The following is a 24,501-nucleotide window of genomic DNA, read 5'->3' on the forward strand; positions in this document are numbered from 1 at the left end:
GATCAAGACCGGCCGTGAAAATCCCGCGGACGGCGCTCACGGCAGGGTGGGGCCCCCACGGGGGTGGAGCCCTGCCTCGCGTAGCGGCTGTCGCGGGCTCCTCGACGGCAGCCGGCTGATCGTCCACGTACACCCGCGAGTACTCGGAGGCTTTCGACGATGCCCAGAACCTCTCGTCTCCTGTGTTTCGGCGTCCCGGTCCTGCTGGCAGGCCTGGCCGGCGCGCCGGTTCCAGCCGTCGCGCGTCAACTGCACGACAGCTACGTGGTGTCGGGCTCCCCGGGCGTCATGCCGGAGGGCATCGCCATCGGACGCGACGGCACGATGTACGTGTCATCGGACGGTAACGGGTCCCTCTATCGCGGGCACGTCCGCGACCCCCGACTGCGCCCTTTCCGCGCCGACGGCGCACAGAACAGACCCAGCACGCTCGGGGTGCACACCGACACCCGCGGGCGCGTGTTCTCGGTGGGCGGCGGGCAACTGACCGTCAATGACCGCCACGGCAACCTGCTTGCCTCGCGCACCGCCCAGGACGGAGTTCTCGGGAAGCCTCGTCTCAACGACCTGGTGATCACCAAGGACGCCGTCTACGCCACCGACTGGGCCAACCCCGTGGTGCACCGCGCCGAGATCCACCACGGGGTCCTGGGCCCCCTGCTGCCCTGGCTCGACATCCGTTCCGCCTTCCCGCGGTTTCCGGCCGAGTACTGGCTTCTCAACGGCATCGTGGCCGACAAGGACGGCACCACCCTGCTCGTGGCCTCCAACGGAACCGAGGCTGTCTGGCGCGTGGAGACCGCCACCAAGGAGACCGAGCGCCTGGACCTGGGCGAAGCGCCCTTCGGTGCGGACGGCATGCTCCTGCGTGGTCGCACGCTGTACGCCGTGCTCAACTACGGCGCCCCGAACGGCGTCTACATCGCCGAGCTGGACGAGGGCCTGCGCACCGGAACCGTTACCCACCGCATCACCGACGAGCCCTTCGACCTGCCCACCACGCTGGCCCGGCACGGTTGCCGTCTGTACGTGGTCAACAGCCAGAACGACGAACCTCCGGGGACGCCGCCGTATACCGTCACCGCGATCGACGACCCGGTATGCGCGCATCCCTGACGCGTATCGATCACTGTGGTGACTTGTTCCGGAGCCGTGCCGTGCTGGTCGTATGACGCAGCCGCACGTGGCGGAACGTCCGCTGTGAAGGGAACGCGTTCAGGCCCCGGGAGCCTCGACCGGCAGGCCCCGTTCCGCTGCTGCCGAGGCGAGCCGCTTGTCATAGGTGACGAAAGCGGTGAGCGCCTGCTCCAGGTACTCCGCACTCGCGAGGTGGATCGCGTCGAGTGTGCGCAGATGGCGAGTCGGGAACATTCCGGCGGCTCTGAGCACCGGGTCGGTGATCCTGATGCGCAGTACCCGGTCGAGGAGATCCTCGGCGGCGTCCCCGACATCGGGGTCGGCGCCGGCTCGTACCAGGGCATGGGCCACTTCGGTCTGCGACAGTGCGGAGGTGACGTGCCCTTCGGCCGCACGTGCGCTCAGGAATGCGCGCAGGGAAGCCGTCTCGGGCTCCGGCATGACGAGCTTCAGCAGCGCGCACGGTCGAGATAGATCAACGGTCCTCTTCCTCGCGCATGCGCAGCAGAACCTCGGAGAGCTTCGACGGTTCGGTTGACCGTGCGGGCAACGGCTCCCAGTCGGCAAGGCCGCGCGCCGACGCCGCGTTGTCCGGATCCACCGTGCCCGTACGGATCAGGTCTTCCATGACGCGCTGCTCCGGGTCGGGTGGCCCCAGTACGGCGATGAGGCGGCCATTACGGGTGATCTCGACCCGCTCGCCGGCCGCCACTCTGTCGATCAGCTCGCTGGCGTGCTGCTGTAGCTGCCGGATGGGAACGCGTGTGGTCATACGGCAAAGCTAGAGGCCCCGTGCGGCGCTGCCATGCATGTGCGGCGTTGTCACTCTTCCGACGTACCTTCCTACCTGCATCGGCACGTACGTGCCCGGCGGCGTGCCCTTGTGGAAGACTCACCGGGGTGATTATCGAACGCGCGTACGCACATCGGACCGAGCGTGACGACGACACATGGCCCTGGTCCGTGCCCTGCGTGCGCACGCTCCTGGCGGACGGGCTCCGCTTCACCTCGCCGGTGACGTTCCTCGTGGGGGAGAACGGGTCGGGTAAGTCGACCCTGGTCGAGGCCCTCGCGGAGGGGTTCGGCCTGGATCCCTGGGGCGGTTCGCACGACTGGCGCTATGCCACCCACCGTCCCAAGTCGTCGCTGGGTGAGCGGATGCGCTTCGACGCCGCGCCGCGGGGGCGGCGCATGATGGGGAGCTGGGCCGCCCGCAAGGGCTTCTTCCTGCGGGCCGAAACCGCCCTGGATGCACTGGACCGGGAAGGGTTCGCCCCGGATTCCGTCAGTCATGGAGAGGGCTTCCTCGCCGCGTTCCGGGGGAAGTTCCTCCAGCCGGGGCTGTATGTGATGGACGAGCCGGAGGCGGCGCTCTCCTTCAGCTCGTGTCTGGAGCTGGTCGGCCATATCGACCAGCTTGCGAAGACCGGCGGTCAGGTCGTCTGCGCCACCCACTCTCCATTGCTGACCGCGATGCCGGGTGCCGACATCCTCGAGGTCGGTGAGCACGGTATGCGGCGGGTGGCCTGGGGTGAGCTCGCGCTGGTCGATCACTGGCGCCGCTATCTCGCCGACCCGCAGGCCTATCTGCGGCACATCCTCGACTGACACCGGCCCACGTGAGTCGTTGAACGGCTCATTCGTACCTCTGGTCACGGGTTGACCGTCTCACCCTGTCCCGGGAGGTTTTCGGCCGGTACCGTCCTGTCCCGGGAAGGCTCAAGGGGGAGACCGGGGGGTCGAGTTGAGCGGTCTGCGCATACGTGTCGTCAAGCCGGGGGAGCTGTCCGAAGCCGAGTGCGAGGCCTGGAGGGAGCTGCGGGCCAAGTCCGACGCTCCCGCCAACCCGTTCATGGAGCCCGAGTTCACCCTCGCCGTAGCGGCCGTACGGCCCGGCGCGCGAGTCGGGGTGATCGAGGAGGACGGTGCCCAGGCAGGGTTCTTCCCTTACGAGAAGGGGTTGTTGGGGCAGGGTCGGGCCATCGGGCTCGGGGTGTCCGACTGCCAGGGAGCGGTGCTGCGGCCCGGGCTGCGGATGTCGGCGCGGGAGTTGCTGCGCGGTTGCTCACTGGCCACCTGGGAGTACGACAACCTGGAGTCCGGGCAGACGCTGTTCCTGCCGTACGGCGGCGCCGGGGAGTTCGGCTCGCCGGTGATCGACATCGGTGCGGGGTACGCCGCCTACCAGGAGCATCTGCGGCGGCACGCGCCGAAGTTCCACCGGACGACGGCCGCCAAGGAGCGCAGGCTCGCCCGGCAGGCGGACGGCGGAGCGGTTCGGTTCGTGTTCGATGAGCGGGATCCGGCCGCGCTGCGCACCCTCATGGAGTGGAAGTCCGCGCAGTACCGCAGGACGGGCCGCCGCGACCGCTTCGCCCAGGACTGGATCAGCACCCTCGTGCGGCGGCTGCACGGCACCCGCACCCCGGGCTGCTCCGGTGTGCTGTCCGTGCTGTACGCGGCCGACCGGCCGATCGCCGCGCATTTCGGGCTGCGTTCACGCACCGTGCTGTCCTGCTGGTTTCCCGCTTACGACACCGGCTACGCCAAGTACTCGCCGGGGCTGATCCTGCACCTTCGGATGGCGGAGGCAGCCGCGGCCGAGGGCATCGGGCTGCTCGACCTGGGCCGGGGCGCCGCCGAGTACAAGGACTCGCTCAAGACCGGCGAACTCCGCGTCCACGAAGGCTCCGCGACCCGTCCGGGGCCCAGGGCCGCGCTGCACCGGCTGAGCCGGGAGCCGGTGCGCCGCGCGCACGGCTACGTACGCAACCGGCCACGGCTCGCCAGGCACGCCCAGCGGACACTCAAGCAGCTCGGACGGCTGCGGGGCCATTGAGCACGGAGGGGGAAGCACATGTACCAGGTCGCCGAACTCGATCTCGACGGCGCCGATTCCGAGCTGCGACCGGCCCCCGGGGCGCCGCCCATCGTGCCCGGCGAGGTGTTCGTGCTCGTACGGCTGCGCGGACGGCCCGTCGCCTGCCTCACCGGGACCGTGCCCCAAGGCGCCGACCCGGCCGCTGCCCTCGCCGAGCCGGCCCGGCGGCTGGGTCCTGTACAGGGCGCGGCCCCGGCGCCCTCGAAGTCGCCCGGCGGTGAACCGCCGCCGGCCAGCGTGGTCGTCGCCACCCGTGAGCGGCCCGACCGGCTCGCCGCCGCCCTCGACTCGCTGCTCGCCCAAGACCACCCGGACTTCGAGATCGTCGTCGTCGACAACGCGCCCGTCACCGACACCACCCGCGAGCTCGTCACATACAAGTACGCCGACCGGGTCCGCTACGCGTACGAGCCCGTCCCCGGCCTGGCCGCCGCGCACAACAGGGGCGTCGCCACAGCGCGTGGAGCGGTGCTCGCGTTCACGGACGACGACGTGATCGCCGACCCGCACTGGCTCAGCGCGCTCAGCGCGCCGTTCGCGCGCGATCCGCGCATCGGCTGTGTGACCGGGCTGATCCTGCCCGCCCGGCTCAGCACACCCGCGCAGATCCTGCTCGAAAGCCACGGTGGCTTCGCCAAGGGCTTCACCGCCCGCACCTGGGACCCGGCCCGCCCGCCCGCCGCCACCGCCGAGCCACTGTTCCCGTTCACGGCCGGGCGCTTCGGATCGGGCGCCAACATGGCTTTCCGGGCTGGTGCGCTGCGCGCCGTGGGCGGCTTCGACCCGGCCACCGGTACCGGCACCGCCGCACGCGGCGGGGACGACCTCTACGCCTTCGTGCGGATACTCACCGCCGGGCACCGGCTGCACTACACCCCGGACGCCCTGGTCTGGCACCACCACCGCGAGACCCCGCGGGACCTGCGCGACCAGGCGTACGGCTACGGCGCCGGGCTCACGGCCTACCTCACCGCCCTCGTCGCCCGCCGCCCCGCGCTGCTGCCCGCACTCCTGGCCCGGCTGCCGCGTGGTCTCGCCCACGCCCGCGCGATGACCGCCGAGCGGGGGGCGGGGGAGGAGCGCGGGGTGCCGGGAGAGCACGGCGTCCAGCAGCACGCCTGGCCACGGGAACTGTCCCGGCTGGAGCGCAGGGGGATGCTGTACGGGCCCATCGGATACCTGAAGGCCAGGCGGAGGGTGCGGGGAATGCCATTGCCCTGGGGGCCGGGCGGGAAGTCCGGGGGCAAGTCCGCGGTGCGGCCCGGGGAGGCGGCGCGATGAGCGGCACAAGCGGCAGACGCGACGCGTCGGAGTCCGCCCGCATCCCCGTGCTGCTCTACCACGCGGTGATGGACGACCCGCCCGACTGGATCGCCGAATTCAGCGTCACACCACGGGACTTCTCCGCCCAGCTCGACGCGATCCAGGCCAGCGGGCGCACCCCGGTGACCATCAGCACCCTCACCGACCATCTCCGCGGAAGGGGCGGACTCCCGCCCCGGCCCGTGCTGCTCACCTTCGATGACGGCTTCGCCGACCTGCCTGGACCCACGGCCGAGGCGCTCGCGTCCCGCCGACTGCCCGCCACCGCCTACCTCACCACCGGTGCCATCACCCCGGGGCTGCGCAGCCTGCTGCCGCCCGCCCCGATGATGACCCTGGCCCAGGCACCGCTGCTGGAGCGGTACGGCATGGAGGTCGGCGCGCACACCGTCACCCACCCGCAGCTCGACACCATCGGACCCCGCCGGCTGCGCCATGAACTGCGGCAATCCAAGGCCGTTCTGGAGAACGCCCTGGGACATGAGGTACGGCACCTCGCCTATCCGCACGGCTACAACAGCCGTGCCGTACGCCGTGCCGCGCGCGCCGCCGGATACGAGTCGGCCGTCGCCGTACGCCATGCGCTCAGCTCGGAACGGGACGAGGCATACCGCATCGCCCGGCTGATCGTGCGGCGCGGACACAGCGTGGCCGACATCGAGGCATGGATGGCGGGCACGGGGGCGCGGGTCGCGCCATATCCGGACTCGCTGCCGACGATGGGGTGGCGGCTGTGGCGACGGGCGCGGGCGGTGGTGCGCGGGCCGGAGTTCGCGGGATGAGCGAGGTGAACCTGATGAGCCGGATGAAACATGATCTCTGTGTGTTTGTGTGCCGGTCGCCTATTCGGCTGTGTATTCGGGCGAGAGGGGACCAAATGTGCACCAGGTTCCTATAATTCGCTGAAGGGGGCAGCGGCGTGACGAGCCGCGACCACATCGGTGGGGGGAGTCGCACCGTGCAGCAGCAACGCGTGCCCGCAACGGCGGTCGCCGGCAGCCCTGAGCTGTCGCGGCCCCCGGCCGGAAGGTGCCGCCGGCTGCGGCGCCCCGCCTGGCTGACCGGCAGCCCCCAGAGCCTGTTCAGCTGGCTGCCGCTCCCGGTCGCCGCGGGCCTGTGGCTGTACGCCGTGCCCCGCACAGACTTCCGCGACATCGGCGACTACGGTCTGCTGGACCGCTTTCCTCCCGCCTACTACGGCGCCCTCGCCGTGCTCACGGCGGGCTTTCTGGTCACGCTGCGGCGCGCCGGGACCGCCCCGTGGTGGCCGGCCGCTTACTGCCTGGCGATGCTCGTCGCGCTGAAGGCGCCGCCCGCGCTGCTCTACGACTCCGTGCGCTACGCCTGGGCGTCCAAACACGACGCCGTGGTCACCCGCATCCTGGCCGAAGGCGCGGTCCATCCCACCGCCGAGCTGTCCGGCGGGATGTCCGCGTACGACCAGTGGCCCGGGTTCTTCTCGCTCAACGCGGCGCTGGTGCGGGCCTTCGGCGTGGACGCCGCCGCCTCGTACGCCAACTGGGCGCCCGTCGTGCTGGGTGCGCTCACGCTGCCGGTGCTCGTGCTGGTCTACCGCACTTTCAGTGACGACTGGCGGCTGGTGTGGACGGCGGTGTGGATCTTCCAACTCGCCAACTGGGTGGGGCAGGACTACCTCTCCCCGCAGGGTTTCGCGTATCTGCTGTATCTGACGGTGCTCGCCCTCGTCGTACGGCACTTCGTGAAGCCGGGCTCAGCCGGGCGGCTGCGCGAGCGCGGCGGACTCGACCCGGCTGCCGCCGGCGTGCCACCACCCACCGGGACCCGGCAGCGGGCGGTCGCCGTCGCGGTCGCCGCCCCGCTGATCGCCGCCATCAACGCCTCGCACCAGCTCACCCCGGTGATGCTGTGCGCGACCCTGGCCGCGCTGTGCCTCACCCGCCGCTACCGCAACTGGGGGCTGCTCACCGTCTCCGTGCTGATCATGGTGGTCTGGGACCTCACCATGGGGCGGGTGCTGTTCCTGGACACCCTCGGCACACTGCGCGAATCGGCGGGCGATCTGCTGTCCAACTCCCGTGCGGGATACGCGGGAGAGCCGACCGGGCCCGGACCCGAGCTGGTCGGCGCCGCCAATATCGCCATGGTGGGTGTGCTGGCCGTGCTCGCCGCTGCGGCGGTGCTGCTGCGCCGCAGGCTGACCAGAAGCGCGCTGCCGCTGCTGCTGGCCGCCGCGGCGCCGGTGCCGATGTTCGCGGTCAACGACTACGGCGGCGAAATGCTCTTCCGGGTCTACCTTTTCGGGCTGCCGGGTACCGCGTTCTTCGCCGCCGCCGCACTTGTCCCGGCCGCGGCCGGTCGCCGCCGTTCGCTGACCGCCGCCCGGCGTGTCGCGCTGCTCGCCCTGCCCGCCGCGCTCATCGCCCTGGCGGCCGGCTTCCTGCCCTCGTACTACGGCAAGGAGGGCATGCACTACGCGCCTCCGGCCGAAATCGCCCTGACCCGGCGGGCCTATGACCGTGCGCCGGACGGAGCGTTGATCCTCGCCACGACCGGTTCGTTCCCCGGCGCGTACCACCGCTACGACCACTACGAGCGCTGGTTCTTCACCGAGCAGGACGTCCGGGAGAACCTGCGGATGCTCAAGGACCCGGCGGGCTATCTGGCCCGGGGGATACCCGAGGGGCGGGCCGCGTACGTGGTCCTCACACCGACCCAGGAGAAAGCTGTGACGGGAGAGGGATATCTGCCGTCCGGCGGATTCACGCGGTTGAAGGCGGCGCTCAAGGCGTCCCCGCTCTTCCGGACCGTGGAGGAGAGTGAGCACGGGCTCGTCCTCCGGTACAGCAGCCGGTGACCGTGAAAGGGAGATCGCCATGCGGGTTATGCGGGCTACGCGGGTTGTGCGCACCATGAAACCCCACCACATCGGGCTGAGAACCGCCCTGGCCGCATCCGGCTGGATCGCCCTCGCCGCGACCGTGCTCCCCGGCGGATCGCCGCTGCGCTGGCTCCCGGTGCTCGCCTTCACCCTCATGGGGCCGGGGCTCGCCCTGCTGTACCCGCAGCCGGACGGCGGCGGACTGCGACCCGGGGCCCGGCTTGAGGCGCTGGCGCTGGCCGCCCCGGTCAGCCTCTCACTGGGCGTGCTCACGGCCACCTCGCTGCTGCTGGTGCGGGCCTTCTCGGCCACGGCCTTCCTGGTGTCGCTGGCCTGCTTCGCCACGCTCGCCGCCGCCCTGCCGGGACTGCCGCTGCCCGCGGCCACCCGGGGAGCGGTCGAACGGACCCGCGCCACACCGGACCCGGAGCTCGGGAGCGGCGGATGACGGGGACCCGCCCCGCACACCCCGGGGGTGCAAGGAACACAAGGGCCAAAAGGAACATGCGGACCGCGACGACCACGCGGACGACGAGGAGCGCGTTCGCCGCCGTCGTCCTCGCCGCCGTCGGCGCGCTGCTCGCGGGTCTCGGGGTGTGGATCGCCCACGGCGACGGGAAGGAGGAAGACCCCGGGGATCCGGGGGGCCATGTCCTCCCGGGCAACGCGGCGTCCGGCGCGCTTCCCGAGGGGGCCTGCGCGCCCACCGAGAAGCTGGAGCCGCGCTGCGGGGCCTGGTGGGGTGCCTACGTCCCGTACGCGCCCAGCGGCTCCCTCACCGAGGCGGTGTACGCCTTCGAGGCGAAGATCGGCCGCAGGCTCGATCTCGTCTACAACTACCACGACATGTCCCGCAGCCCGCTGGACGGCGAGCTGCTCACCCCCGACGAACAGGAACTGGGCCGCGACCGCCTGCTGATGCTGGCCTGGGAGTCCACCGTCTGGACCGAGCCGCACCACGCCGACTGGACCGAGACCCAGCTCGGCTGGAAGAACATCGCATCGGGCGCGTACGACCGCGACATCATCGACCCGCAGGCGCGCCGGCTGAAGGCCTACGGCAAACGCCTGTTCTTCTCCTTCGACCAGGAGGCCGACTTCCGCATCAAAGAAGGCGCTGGCACCCCCGAGGAGTTCGTCGCCGCCTACCGCCACATCCACGACCGCTTCCGCAGGCTCGGAGTCGACAACGTGGTGTGGGTGTGGACCGTTTCCGGCTACCTCGGCAACGCCGATCTGATGAAACGGCTCTATCCGGGTGATGACTACGTGGACTGGATCGGCATGGACCAGTACAACTACTACCTCTGCCACAAGTCCCCGAACTGGCTGGACTTCGAACGCAGCCAGCGCCCCTCCTACGACTGGCTGCGCGCACACGTCTCCGACCGCAAGCCGCTGATGCTCGCCGAGTTTGCCACCGCGCCCGACCCGGTGCAGCCGCAGCGCCAGCGCGACTGGTACGCCCGTATCCCCCAGGTCGCCCCGAGTCTGCCCCGGGTGCGGGCGCTGGTGCACTGGAACCGCGCGGTGCCGGGCGCGGGCTGCGACCTCACCGTCGACAGCGGCCCCGGCCTCGACGGCTACCGGATCGCCGGGCGCGCCCCTTACTTCAGACAGACCGTCCCGACCCGCTGACGCCGTCGCCCGGACGCCACCCCCGAAGACGCCGGTACGCCGACGTCCCCGCCGCCACCGCCACACAGCCCAGGAGCACCGGCAGCGGAGCCCCGGCAAAGGCGTCCTGAGCCGCCCAGCCCACCACGGCGAGCACCCATACCGCACCCGCCGTGATGCGGGCGGGTGTGCCGACGGCGGCCAGCGACAGGGCCGTCAGGCCCAGACACAGCAACTGGATCACGAACGGCAGTACCGCGAGCACGTCGTCCCGGGGGAGCAGCTCCGCCACCCACGGCCCCTGCGCGGGCCGTGGCCGTACGCCGAGCAGCGCCGGGGCCGTGTGCAGGGCCGCCACGGTGGTCAGCAGCGCAGCGGCGAGCAGCTCCGGGCGCAGCCGCCGCACCGCCAGCGCGGCGCAGTGCACCACGACCAGCAGCACCCACGCGCCGACGGACACCTGGGGCAGTGCCCGCACCAGCTCCACGCCGGAAAGCGGCCCCGGGCCGACCGGCGCCGCCCGGGTGAGCGGTATCCAGAACAGCGCGGCGGCGAGCGCGAGCAGCAGCCACAGGCAGAAGACGAGCCGTGATCCGCCGTCCTGCCTCCGCGCGGCCGTCCCGCCGCCTCGCCGGTACGCGGCCTCGGCCTCGGCCGCGGCCTGACGCGCCCAGGTCGTCCCGTACCCGGGCACCTCACGCCGCCGCCACGGCCGCCGCGCGGCACGGCGCGGACGTGGTGCGCGGCCCGCCAGGGCGGCCCTGATGCCCGGTGCCGCGGCCAGGGCCACGGCCGTCATCGACAGCAGCACCGAGAGCCCCGCGCCTGAGATCCCCAGTGGCCCGAGCAGCACCGCCGTACTCCCCAGCACCAGCGCACACATCGCCCCCTGGAGCACCGCCAGCGCGCCGGTACGCCCCTGGACCCGCAGCACCCCTATGTACAGCTCGACCACCACCCGGGGCAGCGCGGCGGCGGCCAGCAGGCGTAGCACCGTGGTGCCGTGCTCGGCGTAGTCCGGGCCGAACGGGGCGAGGATCCGCGGGGCGAACACCACCAGGACCAGCACCACGGGCACCAGCAGCAGCGTCATTCTGCGCAGCGCCCCGCGTACGCCGTCGGCCAGGCTCTCCGGGCTGTGCGAGGCGTGCGCGGTCAGCGAGGAGGCCATGTTGATGGCCATGAACTCCATGGTGCCGCCGACGGTGTAGGCGATGTAGAAGAAGCCGTTGTGCGCGGCGTCGAACCGCACGGCGACCATCACCGGCACCAGGTTGATCATCGCCAGCGAGAACAGCGCACCGACCGAGTCCCCGGCCAGGAACCGCCCGATGTCCCGCAGCCGGGGCGGTTCGCGGTCGTGGTCGGCCGCGGCCTGGCGCGGGATGAGTCTGCGGAACACCAGCCAGCCCAGCGGTAGTACGGAGAGCGCGATAGCCGCCGCCCAGGACACGAAGACCCCGAGCACCGGCAGGGCGGCGGCGAACCCGGCGAGCAGCAGCAGCTTGCCGAGCGAGAACACGGCGTTGCCGACGGGCACCCAGACCGCCTTGCGCAGCCCGGTCAGCACCCCGTCCTGGAGCGTCAGCAGCGCCCAGGCCACACAGGCGGCGGTGAAGACCAGACCGGCGGTCGGGCCGTGCAGGGGCGCGTACGAAGGCCCCCACAGGTCGAGCGTGAGCAGGAAGCCCGCGCACACCAGCGACACGACGGCGGAACTGGCCGCGTACACGCGCCACACCAGCCCCGCGGTGGCCCGCCCGGACTTGGGCACGTACCGCACCACCGCGCCGATCATCGTGGTGGCGGTGACCGATGCGAGCAGCCGCATCGCGGCGATGGCGGCGGAGCCCTGGCCGACCGCCTCCTCGGTGTAGTACCGCGCGGCCACCAGCCAGAAGCCGAGACCGAGCGCGGCCGACACACCTGTCGACAGCATCAGCGCGTAGGCGTTGCGGAACAAGGAGTCCCTGCCGCCGTCCTGGGTGGTACCGGAAGCCCCGGGCGCCGCCGGTGCGTGTCCCCGCTCGCTCAGTCGCGCGGTGTCAGTCACCGGTCCCGTCCCGGTGCGGGCCGACGAGGCCGGCGGCGACCCCTTCGGCGGGGTGTATGCCCTCGGCACGCAGCACGGCCAGCACCTGTTCCGCCTTCAGCGGGTCGGCGGGCAGGGCATGGCGGGCGAACCAGCGGGCGGGAGCGGGGTCCGGGGACGGGTCCGTGAACAGTTCGGAGGCGTAGTCGTCGAGCGGCGGATCGTAGAGATAGCCGGTGGTGATCCGGCGGCGCGCCAACGCGGCGATCGCCGCGTCCCGGTCGGCCACCAGCAGCGGTACCCGGAACAGCGGTTGTACGGAGCCGGTACCGGGCGAGCCCCAGGGGCTGTCCAACAGCCGCCGCGTACCGTCGAGATGGGCCGCCAGACGTTGGTCAAGGCGATCGAGCAGCCGGACGGTACGCCGCAGCCGAGCCGCCCCCGGCGTGATCCGGTAGGTGTGCATATCGACCCGCACCCAGGAGTGGAACGGTCCGAGCGCGGGCGCCCCGGCCACCGCCCGTTCCAACTCGGCGGCCCGCAGCGGCATACGTATCGCCTCGCGCTCCGCCATCCCGAGCAGCCGCGGCACAGCCCGCGCGGCCCGAGCCAGCCGCAGTCCGCGCACCCCCGCCTCGGCGTACGGCCGCAGGGCGTAGGCGAGTTCGGACCCCGCACGCGATGGCAGCAGCAGATCGTCGCGCGCCTCTTCGAGCGCGGCGCGCCGCGCCGGGTCGGCGACGGTCAGGAAGCCCCCGGTCTTGGCCCCGGTGTGCTTGGAGAGCGAGAACACCGACGCGTCCCCGTAGTCGCCGACCGCCCGCCCGCCCGGTACCCGTGAGCCGATGGCGTGCGCCGCGTCCTCGATCAGCGGGATGCCCAGGGCGTCGCAGCGGGCGCGCAGCGCGGGCGCCGGGTCGGGGTTGCCGTACAGATTGGTGGTGAGAACGGCGGAGAGCTTCTGCCACAACGCGTCAGGAACGGCCGCCGGATCGATGGAGCCGTGCCGGGCGTTCAGCGGCGCCTGCACCGGACGCAGCCCGGCCGCGAGCACCACGAAGAAGATCACGTCGTCGTTGACGGGCGACATCAGCACCCGCCCGCCGGGTCTGCACCAGTGGCGCAGCGCCAGGTACAGCCCGAAGCGGCACGACGGCACGTACAGGCTTTCCCGGCCGGTGCGGTCGCGCATCCACGCGTCCAGCGCCCCGTCCAGTGCCCCATTGATCGCCATATGGCCCCCCTGAACCCCGGGCTCAATGTGGCGCATTCCGGACCGCACCGTCAATAAGGCGGAAGGGCCCATCCCTTGACGGAATGGACCCTTCGGATGCCCTCGGAAGGCACTGCGGCTGCTGCCACGGGCGTGGCGTCACTCCACGACCGTGAGGCCCTTTCTCAGCCTGTTCAGCGTGCGCGCGAGCAGGCGGGACACGTGCATCTGCGAGATGCCCAGCTCGTCGCCGATCTCCGACTGGGTCATGCCCGCGACGAAGCGCAGCGAGAGGATCCTGCGGTCACGCGGCGGCAGCGAGGCGATCAGCGGCTTGAGCGACTCGATGTACTCGACGCCCTCCAGCTCGTGGTCCTCGTAGCCGATCCGGTCGGCCAGCGCGCCCTCGGAGTCGTCCTCCTCGGGCTGGGCGTCCAGCGAGCTCGCGGTGTACGCGTTGCTCGCGGCCATGCCCTCGACCACCTCGTCCCTGCTGATGCCGAGACGCTCTGCCAGCTCACCGACGGTCGGTGCGCGGTCGAGCTTCTGGGCGAGCTCGTCGCCCGCCTTCGCGAGGTCGAGACGGAGCTCCTGGAGGCGGCGCGGTACGCGCACGGACCAGGAGGTGTCGCGGAAGAACCGCTTGATCTCGCCGATGATGGTCGGCATGGCGAAGGTGGGGAACTCGACACCGCGGCTGAGCTGGAAGCGGTCGATCGCCTTGATGAGGCCGATCGTGCCGACCTGGATGATGTCCTCCATCGGCTCGCTTCGGGAGCGGAACCGCGAAGCGGCGAACTTGACCAGCGCCAGGTTCAGTTCCACGAGCGTGTTGCGTACGTACGCGTACTCGTGCGTGCCTTCCTCGAGCGCTTCGAGGCGGGCGAAGAGGGTCTTGGACAATGCCCGGGCGTCAACAGCGCCCACTTCTTCGAAGGGCGGGATGTCCGGGAGGTCGAGCAGCGTTTCGTCGAGCAGCTGCTGCTCGGGCCGCGCGGTGTGTGCGGTGCGCTCTGGGTGCTCTGTGTGCTCGGTCTGCGTGGGGCTGCCGAACACGGTGGTGTCTTCGAGGTGATCGTGCGGACGTGTCGACGTCGCGTGCGGGGTCCGCGTTTCGTCGAGCCGGGGTGACATGGTCTCCTCCATCGTTCTCGGCACAAGGCTGCCGATGCCTGATTGCTGCGCTGCGGTTTGCGGCGCCTCCAAAGCCGTCTCGTGCGGGTGATGTCCCTACTAGGCCTACCCGGTTTCTGCCCGCCATGGCAAGTGTCCTATGTCATATAAGTCCCTTTTGGTGGGGAGTTGGAGCCTTGGGTGGCCCCCGCCGGGCCCCCGCTCGCCGCGCGGAAGGCGTACTGTTCTGAGGGCGTCTAAGGCGCCCAAAGCATCGGCGATATCGGCGAAGAAGGTGGGCATGGACCGCGGGACGGTCAGTAACGCCAATCCGGTCCGGCTTCGGGTGGAAGTCCGGACCGAAGGCCGGAGTGAGATCGTCACGCCGGCGGGTGAGCTCGATCACCACACGGCCGATCTGTTGCGTACGCCACTGGAGTACGCGGTGGAGCAAGGGCGCGCACGCCTGGTCGTCGACTGCTCACTCCTTGAGTTCTGCGACTCCACCGGCCTCAATGTGCTGCTCGGCGCCCGCCTGAAAGCCGAGGCCGCGGGAGGTTCGGTGCATTTGGCCGGAATGCGGCCCATCGTCGCCAGAGTGTTCGAGATCACAGGGGCCGAGGCTGTGTTCACGGTCCATGACTCCCTGGCGGCGGCCCTGGCGGACTGACCGCCGGATCCGGTCCGGCTGATCGGGTGTTGTCCCGATTCGGCCGGGCAGAAGACCCCCCGCAGACCGGCGTGTCTCCTCCGCACGCTCTGTACTGACGTAATCACTGAAGCAATCGTGAACTGGTGAATCGGTGAGGTGAAGCGCTGATGAGCACCACCCGGCAGCATCCGCCGGGCGACCGCGGCCCGGAACCGGACGGCGCTCCCGCCGACGCCCCCGTGGCCTCTGGACCCGCCTCCGCCGTCGACGACGGCCTGGTGCGCACACTCCTGCTCGGGAACGCCAGCGGCATCGTGCCGCTCGCCCGTGACTTCACGCGGCAGGCCCTGTACGACTGGGGCTGGCTGCCGGCCGCGTCCGCCGACCGCCGCGCCGCCGCCGAGGATGTGCTGCTCGTGGTCTCGGAGCTGGTGACGAACGCCTGTCTGCACGCCGAGGGCCCGGAGGAACTGCGGGTGTCCCGCCAGGGGAAGGTGCTGCGCCTGGAGGTCACCGACCGCGGTGCCGGCCACCCCGCGCCCCGTACCCCGCACCGGGCCGGACGGCCCGGAGGGCACGGGATGTTCATCGTGCAGCGCCTGTGCCTGGACTGGGGGGTTCGGCGGACCCCCGGCGCGCCCGGCAAGACCGTGTGGGCGGAGCTCGCCGCGCCTTCCTGACCGGCCGCGGTTCCGGTGCGGTGGCCCGGAATCGCGGGATCCCCGTCATGGCGGGGCATGCGGGCGTTGTTTGAGCCGATTTTGAAGTTGTTGTGGAGCACGGCGATCCGTCGTGCTATTTGTCTTCCCTCCATCAGGGCCCAGGCGTACCTTGAGCGCCCAATCTGATGCGCCGTCAGTAACTTCTGGCGGCGTTCCGGCCTTGAGGGGGCTCGAGGTGTCGTACCGGAAGCGGACAGCTTTCACGCTCGCAGCGGCTCTGGCGGGCTCGGTGGTCCTGACGGCCGCCCCCGCCGCCCACGCCGATGTCGTGGACGTGAACTACCAGTGCCAGACCCCGATAGGCCCCAAGGGGGCCGTGTCGCCGATCGACATCAAGGCCGTCAAGAGCGGCAGTGGTTACCGGATCACCATGTCGTTCGAGAAGGGAGTCTCGTCCAGCCCGGTCGAGTTGGGCAAGGGCGCGATGAAACCCAGTGCGCGGATCAAGCTGGGCGGCGCCGACAGCGGGACGCTGACGGTGTCGGGCCCGGCCAACTCCGCGGCCATTCCGCCCAACACCCCCATCAAGATCAATGACCTGTCGGGAACGTACACCCCGAAGAAGGCCGGGAAGGTCACCTTCACCGCGAGTGTGCTCACCATCAAGGCCCTGATGACGACGACCACGTGCACCCCGCAGAACAGCCCGAAGCCGTCACTCACCCTCGATGTACAGGGTTCGAGCGGAGACACGAGCTCAGGTTCGGATTCGGATTCCGGTTCGGACACGTCGTCGGCTTCGGGCAAGGGTTCGGGCGACGAACTACCCAGGACGGGACCGGTCGACTCCGCGCTCGCGCTCGGCACGCTCGGTGGCACGGTGCTGCTCGCCGGAACCGCGGGAGTGCTGTGGCTCACCCGCCGCGGCACCCGGCCCGCGAACTGACCCGCCGTGATCGCCGCCACCGCCGCGCTGCTCTGCGCGCTGTCCACGGCCGTGCCCGTCGAGCCTGCCGCGCCCGTCGCGTCCGCCGTGCCGTGGACGGCGCAGCCCGCGGCAGGCGGCAGGCCGTACGTCTATCTGGAGGGACCGCCCGGGACCGTGCTGGAGGACGCGCTGTCCGTGACCAACCCGGGTGACCGGCCGCTGACCGTACGTCTGGCCGTGCGGCAAGACGGCCCGGCCGCCTGGATCGCGCTCGCGTCCGACCGGCTCACCGTCCCGCCCCGTACCCGCGCGGACATCCCCTTCGCCCTCACCGTGCCGGCCGCCGCGGCGCCCGGCGACCACTCCGCCGCCGTCGTCGCGGCTGCGGCGGGCAGGCGGTCCGCCGTACCCGTACGGCTGCGGATCAGCGGCCCCAGCCTCGCCGCGCTCACCGTCGAGGACGTGCGCCTTGACGGCGAACTGATCCACTACGCCCTGGTCAACCGCGGCAACACCGTCCTGTCTCCGCGCCTCGCGGTGCGCGCCCGTGGCCTCACCAGGCAGTTGATGGCGCGCCCCGCCCGCCCGCTGCCCGTGACGCTGCCCCCGGGCGGGCGCGTCGAGCTCACCGAACCCTGGCCCGATCCGCCCGCGCTCGACTCGGTCGACGTGTCCCTCCAGGCGACGGCGGCGGGCGGTGCCCATGCCGAGGGGACCGCCGAGGCGCTGTATCTCTCGCCCGGCGGTGTCGCGGCAGCCGCGACGCTCGGGCTCGGAGCAGTGGGAGGGGCAGCGGCGGCGGTGCGGGTACGCCGCCGGGCCCGGCACCGGTACGACGGCGAGGCGACGGTGGGAGCGGTGCGGTGAGGGCGGCGATCCGGCCCGGACTGCTCGGTGTGCTGCTCGTCCTGGCGCTGGCGCTGGTACTCGCCCCCGTACCGCCGGCTGCCTCCGCCGCCGCTTCATCCGCTTCCGCCGCGGACGACGGAAAGCCGGCCGTCCGGCTGTCGGCGCCGGAGGCGGGCAAGGGCGGCGACATCGCCGTCAGCGGCACCGGCTGGCGGGCGAAGACCCTGCTGATGCTGCTGATCTGCGGTCAGTCCAGCCCGGGCCGCGGGGTGATCGGCGGCACCAACGCCTGCGCCAATGCCGAGGGGCGCGCGGTCACCACCGACGACAGGGGAGCGTTCAGCACGAAGCTGCCGGTCGCCGAACCTCCGAAGCCCTGCCCGTGTGTGGTGCACGTGGCCACCGTCACCGGTGAACAGGCCTCTGTGGACACCGTGTTCACCGTGGCGGGACACCCGGCCGCGCCACTGCCCCAGCCCGCCGGGGACGGCAGACTCGTTGTACTCGCCACGCTCCGGCTGAGCGGTTCCAGCGGACTGCTGGTGTGGTTCGGTGCCCCACCCAGCCGCGAACTGGTCTTCACCGTCGGCAATCTCGGCTCCACACCCATCCGCGACCCGGTCTTCCAGGTCGGCACCGCGCACGGCGTGTTCGCCCCTCAGTGGGAGGAACGGCAGTGGCGGGGCACCGTCGAGCCGGGCAGGAAGGCGCAGATCCGCCTGCCTGTCGAGCTCACGGCCGGTGCGCACGGCGACTACCAGGTCTCCGTCAGGTACGGCTCGAAGGTCATCGCCGAACAGCCGTGGGGCGTGGGCAGACCGTGGGGCGTGACGCTGTTCTGGGTGCTGCTCGCGCTGGTCGTCCCGGCGGCGCTGTACCGGATCGGCATGGCGGTCGTGGACCGCGTACGACCCCGGATCCGGCCGGGGACGCCTCGGCGGCTCGGTGGCCGTCACCGCACCGCCCGTACCGCCGACGACGGCTCGTCGTCATCCGGCACCACCACGCAGGGCGGCCCAGACGCGCTGCCGTGGTTCACCCCCGACTTCACCCCCGACTCCGCACCGTCAGAGAACCCATCCACGACGAAAGGACACATGTGAGCTCGCAACGGAGGATGAGCGCGGCAGGGGTCGCGCTGATGCTCTGCGGCGCGGGGATCCTGCTGACCGCGGGTCCGGCCCACGCCGCCGAGGTGTCGTACGCGACGAAGTGCGTACCCCCGCCGATTTCGGGGCTGCCCCCCGTCCACGGCACGACCAAGGCCCAGATCACCGCACCGGCCGAGGCGAAGGTCGGTGACGAGATCGAGGTGGTCTGGAAGACCGTCCAGGCCGCTTCCAAGAACCCTGATGTCCTCGACCTGGAGGGGAACACGGTCAAGCCGACCGGGACGGTCAAGGTGGCCGGGGCGCAGACCGCGGAGCTGGCGATGGAGGGGCCGCGGGAGAACCCGCCGATCCCCAAGAACAGCCCTATGGTGCTGTCCGAGATGAAGGGGAAGCTCAAGCTGACCGCGGCCGGTGAGATCAGGCTGACGCCGGACGCGTACGGCATCAACGTCTCCAAGCCGATCCCAACGGACACCAAGTGTTCTCCGGAGGGGGCGGTGCAGCCGGGCGCGATCGTCAAGGTGACGGACGGCGGCGGAAGTTCGGGTGGCACCACGACATCCGGTGGCACCACGACGTCCGGCGGTACGACCACCTCGGGTGGTACGACCACGTCCGGCGGTACCACGACGTCAGGTGGCTCGGCCTCCGGCGGTACGACGGCATCCGGCGGGACCACGACCTCGGGAGGCACCACGTCCTCGGGAGGCACCACCGGTGGCACGACCGACGGCGGCACCACGGGCGGTGACGACGGCGGTCGGACCGACTTCGAGGGCAAGGAAATCGAGGTCGCCTACGCCTGCAAGACCCCCATCGGCGACAAGAACGCCGTATCGCCGGTGCGGATCAACGCCAAGAAGAACGGCGACGACTTCGACCTCACGGTGAAGTTCTCCAAGTCGGTCATGGACAGCCCGGCCGACATCCCGGCGAACTCCGTCACACCGTCCATGAAGGTCAAGCTCGGTGGCGCCGACACCGGTTTCGTCCATGTGGCCGGACCGGCGAACCAGGCCCCGATCAAGGCCGGTGAGCCGATCGCGATCCCCGACCTCAAGGGCACCTACAAGCCGGGTGCGACCGGCAAGTCGACGCTCAGTCCGGGTGTGCTCACCGTGATGGCGCTCGGCACCACCACGACCTGCACCCCGCCCGCCGATGTCCAGGTCTCCCTGGAGCTCGACACCAGTGCGCAGCCGGGCGGCGCGGCAGGCGGCTCCACCTCCGGCACCGCGAGCGGCGGCTCGTCCGGCTCCTCCGGTGGCGGCCTCGCCGACACCGGAGCCGAGGACGGGGGCGCGCTGCGCGCCCTGGCCATGGCGGCGGGCACGGTGATCCTGCTCGGTGGCGCGGTGTTCACCTTCACTCCGTGGCAGCGGCTGAGGGGGACCCGTTAGCCCCGTCGCGGGGTGATACGGAACCGGCCCGGCACGCCGAGCGTGTGCCGGGCCGGACCCCTGCTTGAGTACGACTTGAGCCAGGAAACGCAGGCGTTCCAGAACTGCGTACCCGGAATCGAAGGCCCCGATCAGGGTCGTATCCCACACTCACAGGCCTTGTGGATCATGCTTCGGTGGATCCCCCTCGCGGACTACCATCAGCCCATGACCCGTGTACTGCTCGCCGAGGACGACGCATCCATCTCCGAGCCGCTGGCGCGCGCTCTGCGCCGGGAGGGATACGAGGTCGAGGTCCGCGAGGACGGCCCGGCCGCGCTCGACGCGGGGCTCCAGGGTGGGATCGATCTGGTCGTCCTCGACCTCGGACTGCCCGGAATGGACGGCCTGGAAGTCGCCCGCCGGCTCCGTGCCGAAGGGCACGCCGTGCCGATCCTGGTACTGACGGCCCGCGCCGACGAGGTGGACACGGTGGTCGGCCTGGACGCCGGCGCCGACGACTACGTCACCAAGCCGTTCCGTCTCGCCGAGCTGCTCGCCCGAGTCAGGGCGCTGCTCCGGCGCGGCGCCTCGGAGCCGGCCGCGGCGCCGTCGACCCACGGCGTGCGGATCGACGTGGAGTCGCACCGGGCCTGGATGGGTGACGAGGAGCTCCAGCTCACGGCCAAGGAGTTCGACCTGCTCCGGGTGCTGGTGCGGGACGCCGGACGGGTCGTCACTCGCGACCAGTTGATGCGTGAGGTGTGGGACACCACCTGGTGGTCCTCCACGAAGACCTTGGACATGCACATCTCCTGGCTTCGCAAGAAGCTCGGAGACGACGCGGCCAACCCCCGGTACATCGCGACGGTCCGCGGCGTGGGCTTCCGCTTCGAGAAGAGCTGAAGGCTCTGACGGAGCAGAACCCGCAGTAACAGGAAAAACAGGAGAAAAAGAAGAAAAGGGGCACTGTGCGCCGCCGCCTCATCAGTTCCACGCTCGCAGTGGTGCTGGTCGTCATCGCCGTCTTCGGTATCTCCCTGGTCATCGTGGAGACCCGGACGATCAGCAACAGTGCGCAGGAGAGCGTGGACTCGGAGGCCCTGCGGCTGGTCAGTGTCATCGAGTCCAGGGTCGCCGGGCATGAGCCGGTCGACGTCAAGGCACTCGCCGAGCAGATCGGCCCGGAGCGCTTCGCGCAGATCACGGTTCCCGGGAGCGATCCGATCGTGATCGGTGAGCGCCCTTCCGGGGGTGTGATCCGCGGTACCGCCACGGGTGAGGAGGGGGAGCGGGTCACTGTCGAGGAGTCCCGTTCCACCGTCACCCGTGAGGTCGGACGCACACTGATGATCATCGCAGCCGTGGCCCTGCTCGCGGTGGTGGCCGCCGTGCTGCTCGCCGTACGGCAGGCGAATCGGCTCGCTTCGCCGCTGACGGACCTCGCCGAGACGGCCGAGCGCCTCGGCTCGGGCGATCCACGCCCCCGCCACCGGCGCTACGGCGTCCCCGAGCTCGACCGTGTCGCCGATGTGCTCGACGCCAGCGCGGAGCGGATCGCGCGCATGCTCACCGCCGAGCGCCGCCTCGCCGCAGACGCCTCCCACCAACTGCGTACACCCCTGACGGCGCTGTCCATGCGGCTGGAGGAGATCTCGACCACGGACGACCCGGAGACGGTGAAGGAGGAGGCGACGGTCGCGCTCACCCAGGTGGAGCGGCTCACCGATGTCGTGCAGCGCCTTCTCACCAACGCCCGGGACCCGAGGTCCGGCTCCGCCGTCGACTTCGACGTGGACGAGGTGGTGAAGCAGCAGATCGAGGAGTGGCGGCCGGCCTACCGCAGCGTGGGCCGGGCGATCGTCTGCTCGGGCAAGCAGGGCATGCGCGCGGTGGGCACCCCGGGCGCGGTGGCGCAGGTGCTGGCCGCGCTGATCGAGAACTCCCTGATGCACGGCGGCGGCACGGTGGCCCTGCGTACCAGGGTCACCGGCAACCAGGCGGTCATCGAGGTGACGGACGAGGGCCATGGCGTCCCGGCCGACCTCGGCGCGCGTATCTTCGAGCGCACCATCAGCGGGCGCAACTCGACCGGTATCGGGCTGGCGGTGGCGCGTGATCTGGCGGAGGCGGACGGCGGGCGCCTGGAACTGCTCCAGCAGCAGCCCGCGGTCTTCGCCCTGTTCCTCAGCCGCGAGGCGAACGGACTCACGGAACGCCAGGAGGGCCCGGAGCGCGAGCGCCCTATCCGCTAGTGCTGGGGCCGCGGTCTCAGGAGCCCACGCGGTCCGGGGCCGTCGGCCGCCGCTGCTCCAGGAACGATTCCGCCGTCTGTACTGCCTCCCGCGCGGGCAGCGCGCGGAACACCCACGTGCGGTACGACCAGAAGCGGAACAGCGTCGCGACGCCGATCCCGAAGAACTTGAAGAAGTTGCTCTGGAGCTGCCCGTCCCAGCCGAAGCCGTACGTCGCCGTGTACAGGATCCCGTTCTCGATCACCGCGCCCGCCGCGCTGAACAGCAGGAACAGGGTCAGCTCCTTCGTGCGCCCGCTCTTGTCGCGGTCCCGGTAGGTGAAGTACCGGAAGCCCACGTAGTTGAACAGGATCGCTATGAAGGTGGCCAGCAGGCTCGCGCGTACCACCGGGATCTCGGTGGTGTGGCGGAGCAGGTTGAAGGCAGCCATGTTGACGAGCAGACCCATCGCGCCGACCGCGCCGAACTTGGCGACCTCGCGCGCGAGCCGGTCCAGTCGCACACGCAGTGCGGCTCGTTCGCTCATGGTGATCGGGGGCCCCGTCCGTCAGGTGTTCTGGTTTCGGTCTCGGTCCGCGTCGACACCGACGCCATGCGTTCCGGTCATGTCGGCAGACGTCGCGTTCTCGTCAACGCGACCACTCTAACCAGCGTCCCTGGTACCTGCCTGTGGACAGCCGTGAAGGTGTCCGCACTCACCGCGCGTATATGTGTCATCGTACGAAAATCGGCCGATGCTGGGGCCGTATGGAGCTCCGGATACCCTGGGAGGGTGACGTTCCCGGTAGTCGGCATGGTCGGCGGTGGCCAGCTCGCTCGTATGACACACGAGGCGGGCATCCCGCTCGGCATCAGATTCAAGCTCCTCAGTGAGACCCCCCAGGACTCCGCGGCCCAGGTGGTCGGCGACGTCGTCGTCGGCGACTATCGCGACCTGGACACGCTGCGTGACTTCGCTCGTGGCTGCGATGTGATCACCTTCGATCACGAGCATGTACCGACCGAGCACCTGCGCGCCCTGGAGGCGGACGGCATCCCCGTCCGCCCCGGCCCCGACGCGCTGGTGCACGCCCAGGACAAGGGCGTGATGCGGTCCCGCCTGGACGAGATCGGGGCCCCCAGCCCCCGCCACCGGATCGTCGCCGATCCGGCGGACGCGGCGGCCTTCGCCGCCGAGGCCGGCGGCTTCCCGGTGATCCTCAAGACCGTCCGCGGCGGCTACGACGGCAAGGGCGTCTGGGTGGTCCGCAGCGAGGAGGACGCCGCGGAACCCTTCCGTGCGGGCGTCCCGGTGCTCGCCGAGGAGAAGGTCGACTACCGCCGCGAGCTGGCGGCGAACATCGTTCGCTCCCCGCACGGGCAGGCCGTTGCCTACCCCGTCGTGGAGTCCCGCCAGGTCGACGGGGTCTGCGACACGGTGATCGCCCCCGCCCCCGACCTGGACGCCGAGCTGGCCGGGCAGGCGCAGCAGCTCGCGCTGCGCATCGCCAAGGAACTCGGCGTCGTCGGGCACCTCGCGGTCGAGCTCTTCGAGACCACGGACGGGCGAATCCTCGTCAACGAACTCGCCATGCGCCCGCACAACTCAGGGCACTGGACCCAGGACGGCGCGGTCACCTCCCAGTTCGCCAACCATGTCCGGGCCGTACTGGACCTTCCGCTCGGCGATCCCCGGCCCCGGGCGCCCTGGACGGTCATGGCGAACGTCCTCGGCGGCGACTATCCCGACATGTACGCGGGCTACCTGCATTGCATGGCACACGATCCCCGGTTGAAGATTCACATGTACGGCAAGGACGTGAAGCCCGGTCGCAAGGTGGGGCACGTCAACACATACGGCGACGATCTTGACGACGTGCTGGAACGCGCGCGTCACGCCGCCGGCTATCTCAGGGGAACGATCACCGAATGACCCACCCTTCCGGCCTCTCCGGCTCCGTGTCGCACCCGTCGGCCCCGCTCGTCGGCATCGTCATGGGTTCCGATTCCGACTGGCCCGTCATGGAGGCCGCGGCGCAGGCGCTGGACGAGTTCGAGATCCCGTACGAGGTCGATGTCGTCTCCGCACACCGGATGCCGCGCGAGATGATCGCGTACGGCGAGCAGGCCGAGGGCAGGGGCCTGAAGGCGGTCATCGCGGGCGCGGGCGGGGCCGCCCATCTGCCGGGCATGCTGGCCTCGGTCACCCCGCTGCCGGTCATCGGGGTCCCGGTGCCGCTGAAGTACCTGGACGGGATGGACTCCCTGCTGTCCATCGTGCAGATGCCCGCGGGCGTGCCGGTGGCCACCGTGTCGGTGGGCGGGGCGCGCAACGCGGGCCTTCTCGCCGCCCGCATCCTCGCGACACAGGACCGCGACCTGATGTCCCGGATGCGCGACTTCCAGCAGGAGCTGAACGAGCAGGCGACGGAGAAGGGCAAGCGGCTCCGGGCCAAGGTCGAGGGCTCCGCCGCCTTCGGCTTCGGCAAGTAGGGCGCGCCCCGTGGAC

Annotated in this window: 24 protein-coding genes; 18 read left to right on the forward strand and 6 right to left on the reverse strand. The window is 71.0% G+C overall.

What is annotated here, in order from left to right; all coding sequences use genetic code 11:
- The first annotated feature begins 159 nt into the window (after positions 1-159).
- Complete coding sequence (locus ACFWI9_RS06015) at positions 160-1,116, forward strand: hypothetical protein (RefSeq protein WP_387159295.1); 957 nt, start codon at positions 160-162, stop codon at positions 1,114-1,116.
- A gap of 99 nt (positions 1,117-1,215) precedes the next feature.
- On the opposite strand, the gene ACFWI9_RS06020 is transcribed toward ACFWI9_RS06015, so the two are convergent.
- Positions 1,216-1,704, reverse strand: a complete 489-nt coding sequence (locus ACFWI9_RS06020; RefSeq protein ID WP_387159296.1) for a type II toxin-antitoxin system VapC family toxin — start codon at positions 1,702-1,704, stop codon at positions 1,216-1,218.
- Complete coding sequence (locus ACFWI9_RS06025) at positions 1,613-1,909, reverse strand: type II toxin-antitoxin system Phd/YefM family antitoxin (RefSeq protein ID WP_387159297.1); 297 nt, start codon at positions 1,907-1,909, stop codon at positions 1,613-1,615. The genes ACFWI9_RS06020 and ACFWI9_RS06025 overlap by 92 nt, the downstream gene beginning before the upstream one ends.
- A gap of 128 nt (positions 1,910-2,037) precedes the next feature.
- Between ACFWI9_RS06025 and ACFWI9_RS06030 the strand changes: the two genes are divergently transcribed.
- The 7 genes from ACFWI9_RS06030 to ACFWI9_RS06060 all read left to right on the forward strand — a co-directional run bounded on the left by ACFWI9_RS06030 (position 2,038) and on the right by ACFWI9_RS06060 (position 9,839).
- The gene (locus ACFWI9_RS06030; protein WP_387159298.1) at positions 2,038-2,745 is read left to right on the forward strand and encodes an AAA family ATPase; all 708 of its coding nucleotides are present in this window, start codon (positions 2,038-2,040) and stop codon (positions 2,743-2,745) included.
- Positions 2,746-2,890: 145 nt separating this feature from the next.
- On the forward strand, positions 2,891-3,976 hold the full coding sequence (locus ACFWI9_RS06035; protein WP_387159324.1) for a GNAT family N-acetyltransferase: 1,086 nt from the start codon (positions 2,891-2,893) through the stop codon (positions 3,974-3,976).
- An 18-nt stretch (positions 3,977-3,994) separates the two neighbouring features.
- Positions 3,995-5,299 (forward strand): glycosyltransferase, encoded by a 1,305-nt coding sequence (locus ACFWI9_RS06040; protein ID WP_387159299.1) that lies wholly within the window; start codon positions 3,995-3,997, stop codon positions 5,297-5,299.
- Positions 5,296-6,123 carry a polysaccharide deacetylase family protein gene (locus ACFWI9_RS06045; protein WP_387159300.1) on the forward strand — a complete coding sequence of 276 codons (828 nt, stop codon included), beginning with the start codon at positions 5,296-5,298 and terminating at the stop codon, positions 6,121-6,123. Before ACFWI9_RS06040 ends, ACFWI9_RS06045 begins: the two co-directional genes overlap by 4 nt.
- Before the next feature lie 176 nt (positions 6,124-6,299).
- Positions 6,300-8,177 carry a hypothetical protein gene (locus ACFWI9_RS06050; protein WP_387159301.1) on the forward strand — a complete coding sequence of 626 codons (1,878 nt, stop codon included), beginning with the start codon at positions 6,300-6,302 and terminating at the stop codon, positions 8,175-8,177.
- Between the two features lie 55 nt (positions 8,178-8,232).
- Positions 8,233-8,649: a hypothetical protein gene (locus ACFWI9_RS06055; protein ID WP_387159302.1), complete on the forward strand. Its 417-nt coding sequence runs from the start codon at positions 8,233-8,235 to the stop codon at positions 8,647-8,649.
- A 56-nt stretch (positions 8,650-8,705) separates the two neighbouring features.
- On the forward strand, positions 8,706-9,839 hold the full coding sequence (locus ACFWI9_RS06060) for a glycoside hydrolase family 26 protein (protein WP_387159303.1): 1,134 nt from the start codon (positions 8,706-8,708) through the stop codon (positions 9,837-9,839).
- On the opposite strand, the gene ACFWI9_RS06065 is transcribed toward ACFWI9_RS06060, so the two are convergent.
- The 3 genes from ACFWI9_RS06065 to ACFWI9_RS06075 all read right to left on the reverse strand — a co-directional run bounded on the left by ACFWI9_RS06065 (position 9,814) and on the right by ACFWI9_RS06075 (position 14,209).
- Positions 9,814-11,871: a lipopolysaccharide biosynthesis protein gene (locus ACFWI9_RS06065; RefSeq protein WP_387159304.1), complete on the reverse strand. Its 2,058-nt coding sequence runs from the start codon at positions 11,869-11,871 to the stop codon at positions 9,814-9,816. The genes ACFWI9_RS06060 and ACFWI9_RS06065 overlap by 26 nt on opposite strands.
- Entirely contained in the window at positions 11,864-13,042 is a 1,179-nt protein-coding gene (locus ACFWI9_RS06070; RefSeq protein ID WP_387159325.1) for a DegT/DnrJ/EryC1/StrS family aminotransferase, read from the reverse strand. Before ACFWI9_RS06070 ends, ACFWI9_RS06065 begins: the two co-directional genes overlap by 8 nt.
- A gap of 180 nt (positions 13,043-13,222) precedes the next feature.
- Positions 13,223-14,209 carry an RNA polymerase sigma factor SigF gene (locus ACFWI9_RS06075; RefSeq protein WP_387159305.1) on the reverse strand — a complete coding sequence of 329 codons (987 nt, stop codon included), beginning with the start codon at positions 14,207-14,209 and terminating at the stop codon, positions 13,223-13,225.
- A 268-nt stretch (positions 14,210-14,477) separates the two neighbouring features.
- Here ACFWI9_RS06075 and ACFWI9_RS06080 point away from each other — a divergent pair, with 268 nt between their 5' ends.
- The 8 genes from ACFWI9_RS06080 to ACFWI9_RS06115 all read left to right on the forward strand — a co-directional run bounded on the left by ACFWI9_RS06080 (position 14,478) and on the right by ACFWI9_RS06115 (position 22,013).
- The gene (locus tag ACFWI9_RS06080) at positions 14,478-14,846 is read left to right on the forward strand and encodes an STAS domain-containing protein (protein ID WP_387159306.1); all 369 of its coding nucleotides are present in this window, start codon (positions 14,478-14,480) and stop codon (positions 14,844-14,846) included.
- A gap of 149 nt (positions 14,847-14,995) precedes the next feature.
- Entirely contained in the window at positions 14,996-15,508 is a 513-nt protein-coding gene (locus tag ACFWI9_RS06085) for an ATP-binding protein (protein ID WP_387159307.1), read from the forward strand.
- Positions 15,509-15,725: 217 nt separating this feature from the next.
- Positions 15,726-16,436, forward strand: coding sequence for a peptidase (locus tag ACFWI9_RS06090; protein ID WP_387159308.1), 711 nt, complete (start codon positions 15,726-15,728; stop codon positions 16,434-16,436).
- Between the two features lie 6 nt (positions 16,437-16,442).
- Positions 16,443-17,285, forward strand: coding sequence for a hypothetical protein (locus tag ACFWI9_RS06095; RefSeq protein WP_387159309.1), 843 nt, complete (start codon positions 16,443-16,445; stop codon positions 17,283-17,285).
- Positions 17,282-18,370, forward strand: coding sequence for a hypothetical protein (locus ACFWI9_RS06100; protein ID WP_387159310.1), 1,089 nt, complete (start codon positions 17,282-17,284; stop codon positions 18,368-18,370). Before ACFWI9_RS06095 ends, ACFWI9_RS06100 begins: the two co-directional genes overlap by 4 nt.
- A 14-nt stretch (positions 18,371-18,384) precedes the next feature.
- Positions 18,385-19,779, forward strand: coding sequence for a hypothetical protein (locus ACFWI9_RS06105; RefSeq protein ID WP_387159311.1), 1,395 nt, complete (start codon positions 18,385-18,387; stop codon positions 19,777-19,779).
- 207 nt (positions 19,780-19,986) lie between these two features.
- Positions 19,987-20,664 carry a response regulator transcription factor gene (locus tag ACFWI9_RS06110; protein WP_387159312.1) on the forward strand — a complete coding sequence of 226 codons (678 nt, stop codon included), beginning with the start codon at positions 19,987-19,989 and terminating at the stop codon, positions 20,662-20,664.
- Positions 20,665-20,729: 65 nt separating this feature from the next.
- Positions 20,730-22,013 (forward strand): ATP-binding protein, encoded by a 1,284-nt coding sequence (locus tag ACFWI9_RS06115; RefSeq protein ID WP_387159313.1) that lies wholly within the window; start codon positions 20,730-20,732, stop codon positions 22,011-22,013.
- 16 nt (positions 22,014-22,029) lie between these two features.
- Here the strand turns inward: ACFWI9_RS06115 and ACFWI9_RS06120 are convergent, their stop codons facing one another.
- The gene (locus ACFWI9_RS06120; RefSeq protein WP_387159314.1) at positions 22,030-22,539 is read right to left on the reverse strand and encodes a GtrA family protein; all 510 of its coding nucleotides are present in this window, start codon (positions 22,537-22,539) and stop codon (positions 22,030-22,032) included.
- A gap of 189 nt (positions 22,540-22,728) precedes the next feature.
- Here ACFWI9_RS06120 and ACFWI9_RS06125 point away from each other — a divergent pair, with 189 nt between their 5' ends.
- Both ACFWI9_RS06125 and purE read left to right on the forward strand, forming a co-directional pair.
- A complete protein-coding gene (locus ACFWI9_RS06125) occupies positions 22,729-23,925 on the forward strand; it encodes a 5-(carboxyamino)imidazole ribonucleotide synthase (protein ID WP_387159326.1) in 1,197 nt (398 codons plus the stop codon).
- Positions 23,922-24,485, forward strand: coding sequence for a 5-(carboxyamino)imidazole ribonucleotide mutase (gene purE / locus ACFWI9_RS06130; RefSeq protein WP_387159315.1), 564 nt, complete (start codon positions 23,922-23,924; stop codon positions 24,483-24,485). The genes ACFWI9_RS06125 and purE overlap by 4 nt, the downstream gene beginning before the upstream one ends.
- The last annotated feature ends 16 nt before the right edge of the window (positions 24,486-24,501 follow it).

It is taken from the genome of Streptomyces sp. NPDC127084 (genome assembly GCF_042724175.1).
Taxonomy (GTDB): domain Bacteria; phylum Actinomycetota; class Actinomycetes; order Streptomycetales; family Streptomycetaceae; genus Streptomyces.

Coding starts and splice junctions, on each gene's coding strand:
- ACFWI9_RS06015 (WP_387159295.1), top strand. CDS start 160: ATGCCCAGAACCTCTCGTCTCCTGTGTTTCGGCGTCCCGGTCCTGCTG.
- ACFWI9_RS06025 (WP_387159297.1), bottom strand. CDS start 1,909: ATGACCACACGCGTTCCCATCCGGCAGCTACAGCAGCACGCCAGCGAG.
- ACFWI9_RS06040 (WP_387159299.1), top strand. CDS start 3,995: ATGTACCAGGTCGCCGAACTCGATCTCGACGGCGCCGATTCCGAGCTG.
- ACFWI9_RS06045 (WP_387159300.1), top strand. CDS start 5,296: ATGAGCGGCACAAGCGGCAGACGCGACGCGTCGGAGTCCGCCCGCATC.
- ACFWI9_RS06055 (WP_387159302.1), top strand. CDS start 8,233: ATGAAACCCCACCACATCGGGCTGAGAACCGCCCTGGCCGCATCCGGC.
- ACFWI9_RS06060 (WP_387159303.1), top strand. CDS start 8,706: ATGCGGACCGCGACGACCACGCGGACGACGAGGAGCGCGTTCGCCGCC.
- ACFWI9_RS06070 (WP_387159325.1), bottom strand. CDS start 13,042: ATGCGCGACCGCACCGGCCGGGAAAGCCTGTACGTGCCGTCGTGCCGC.
- ACFWI9_RS06075 (WP_387159305.1), bottom strand. CDS start 14,209: ATGGAGGAGACCATGTCACCCCGGCTCGACGAAACGCGGACCCCGCAC.
- ACFWI9_RS06080 (WP_387159306.1), top strand. CDS start 14,478: ATGGACCGCGGGACGGTCAGTAACGCCAATCCGGTCCGGCTTCGGGTG.
- ACFWI9_RS06085 (WP_387159307.1), top strand. CDS start 14,996: ATGAGCACCACCCGGCAGCATCCGCCGGGCGACCGCGGCCCGGAACCG.
- ACFWI9_RS06105 (WP_387159311.1), top strand. CDS start 18,385: ATGAGCGCGGCAGGGGTCGCGCTGATGCTCTGCGGCGCGGGGATCCTG.
- ACFWI9_RS06110 (WP_387159312.1), top strand. CDS start 19,987: ATGACCCGTGTACTGCTCGCCGAGGACGACGCATCCATCTCCGAGCCG.
- ACFWI9_RS06120 (WP_387159314.1), bottom strand. CDS start 22,539: ATGAGCGAACGAGCCGCACTGCGTGTGCGACTGGACCGGCTCGCGCGC.
- purE (WP_387159315.1), top strand. CDS start 23,922: ATGACCCACCCTTCCGGCCTCTCCGGCTCCGTGTCGCACCCGTCGGCC.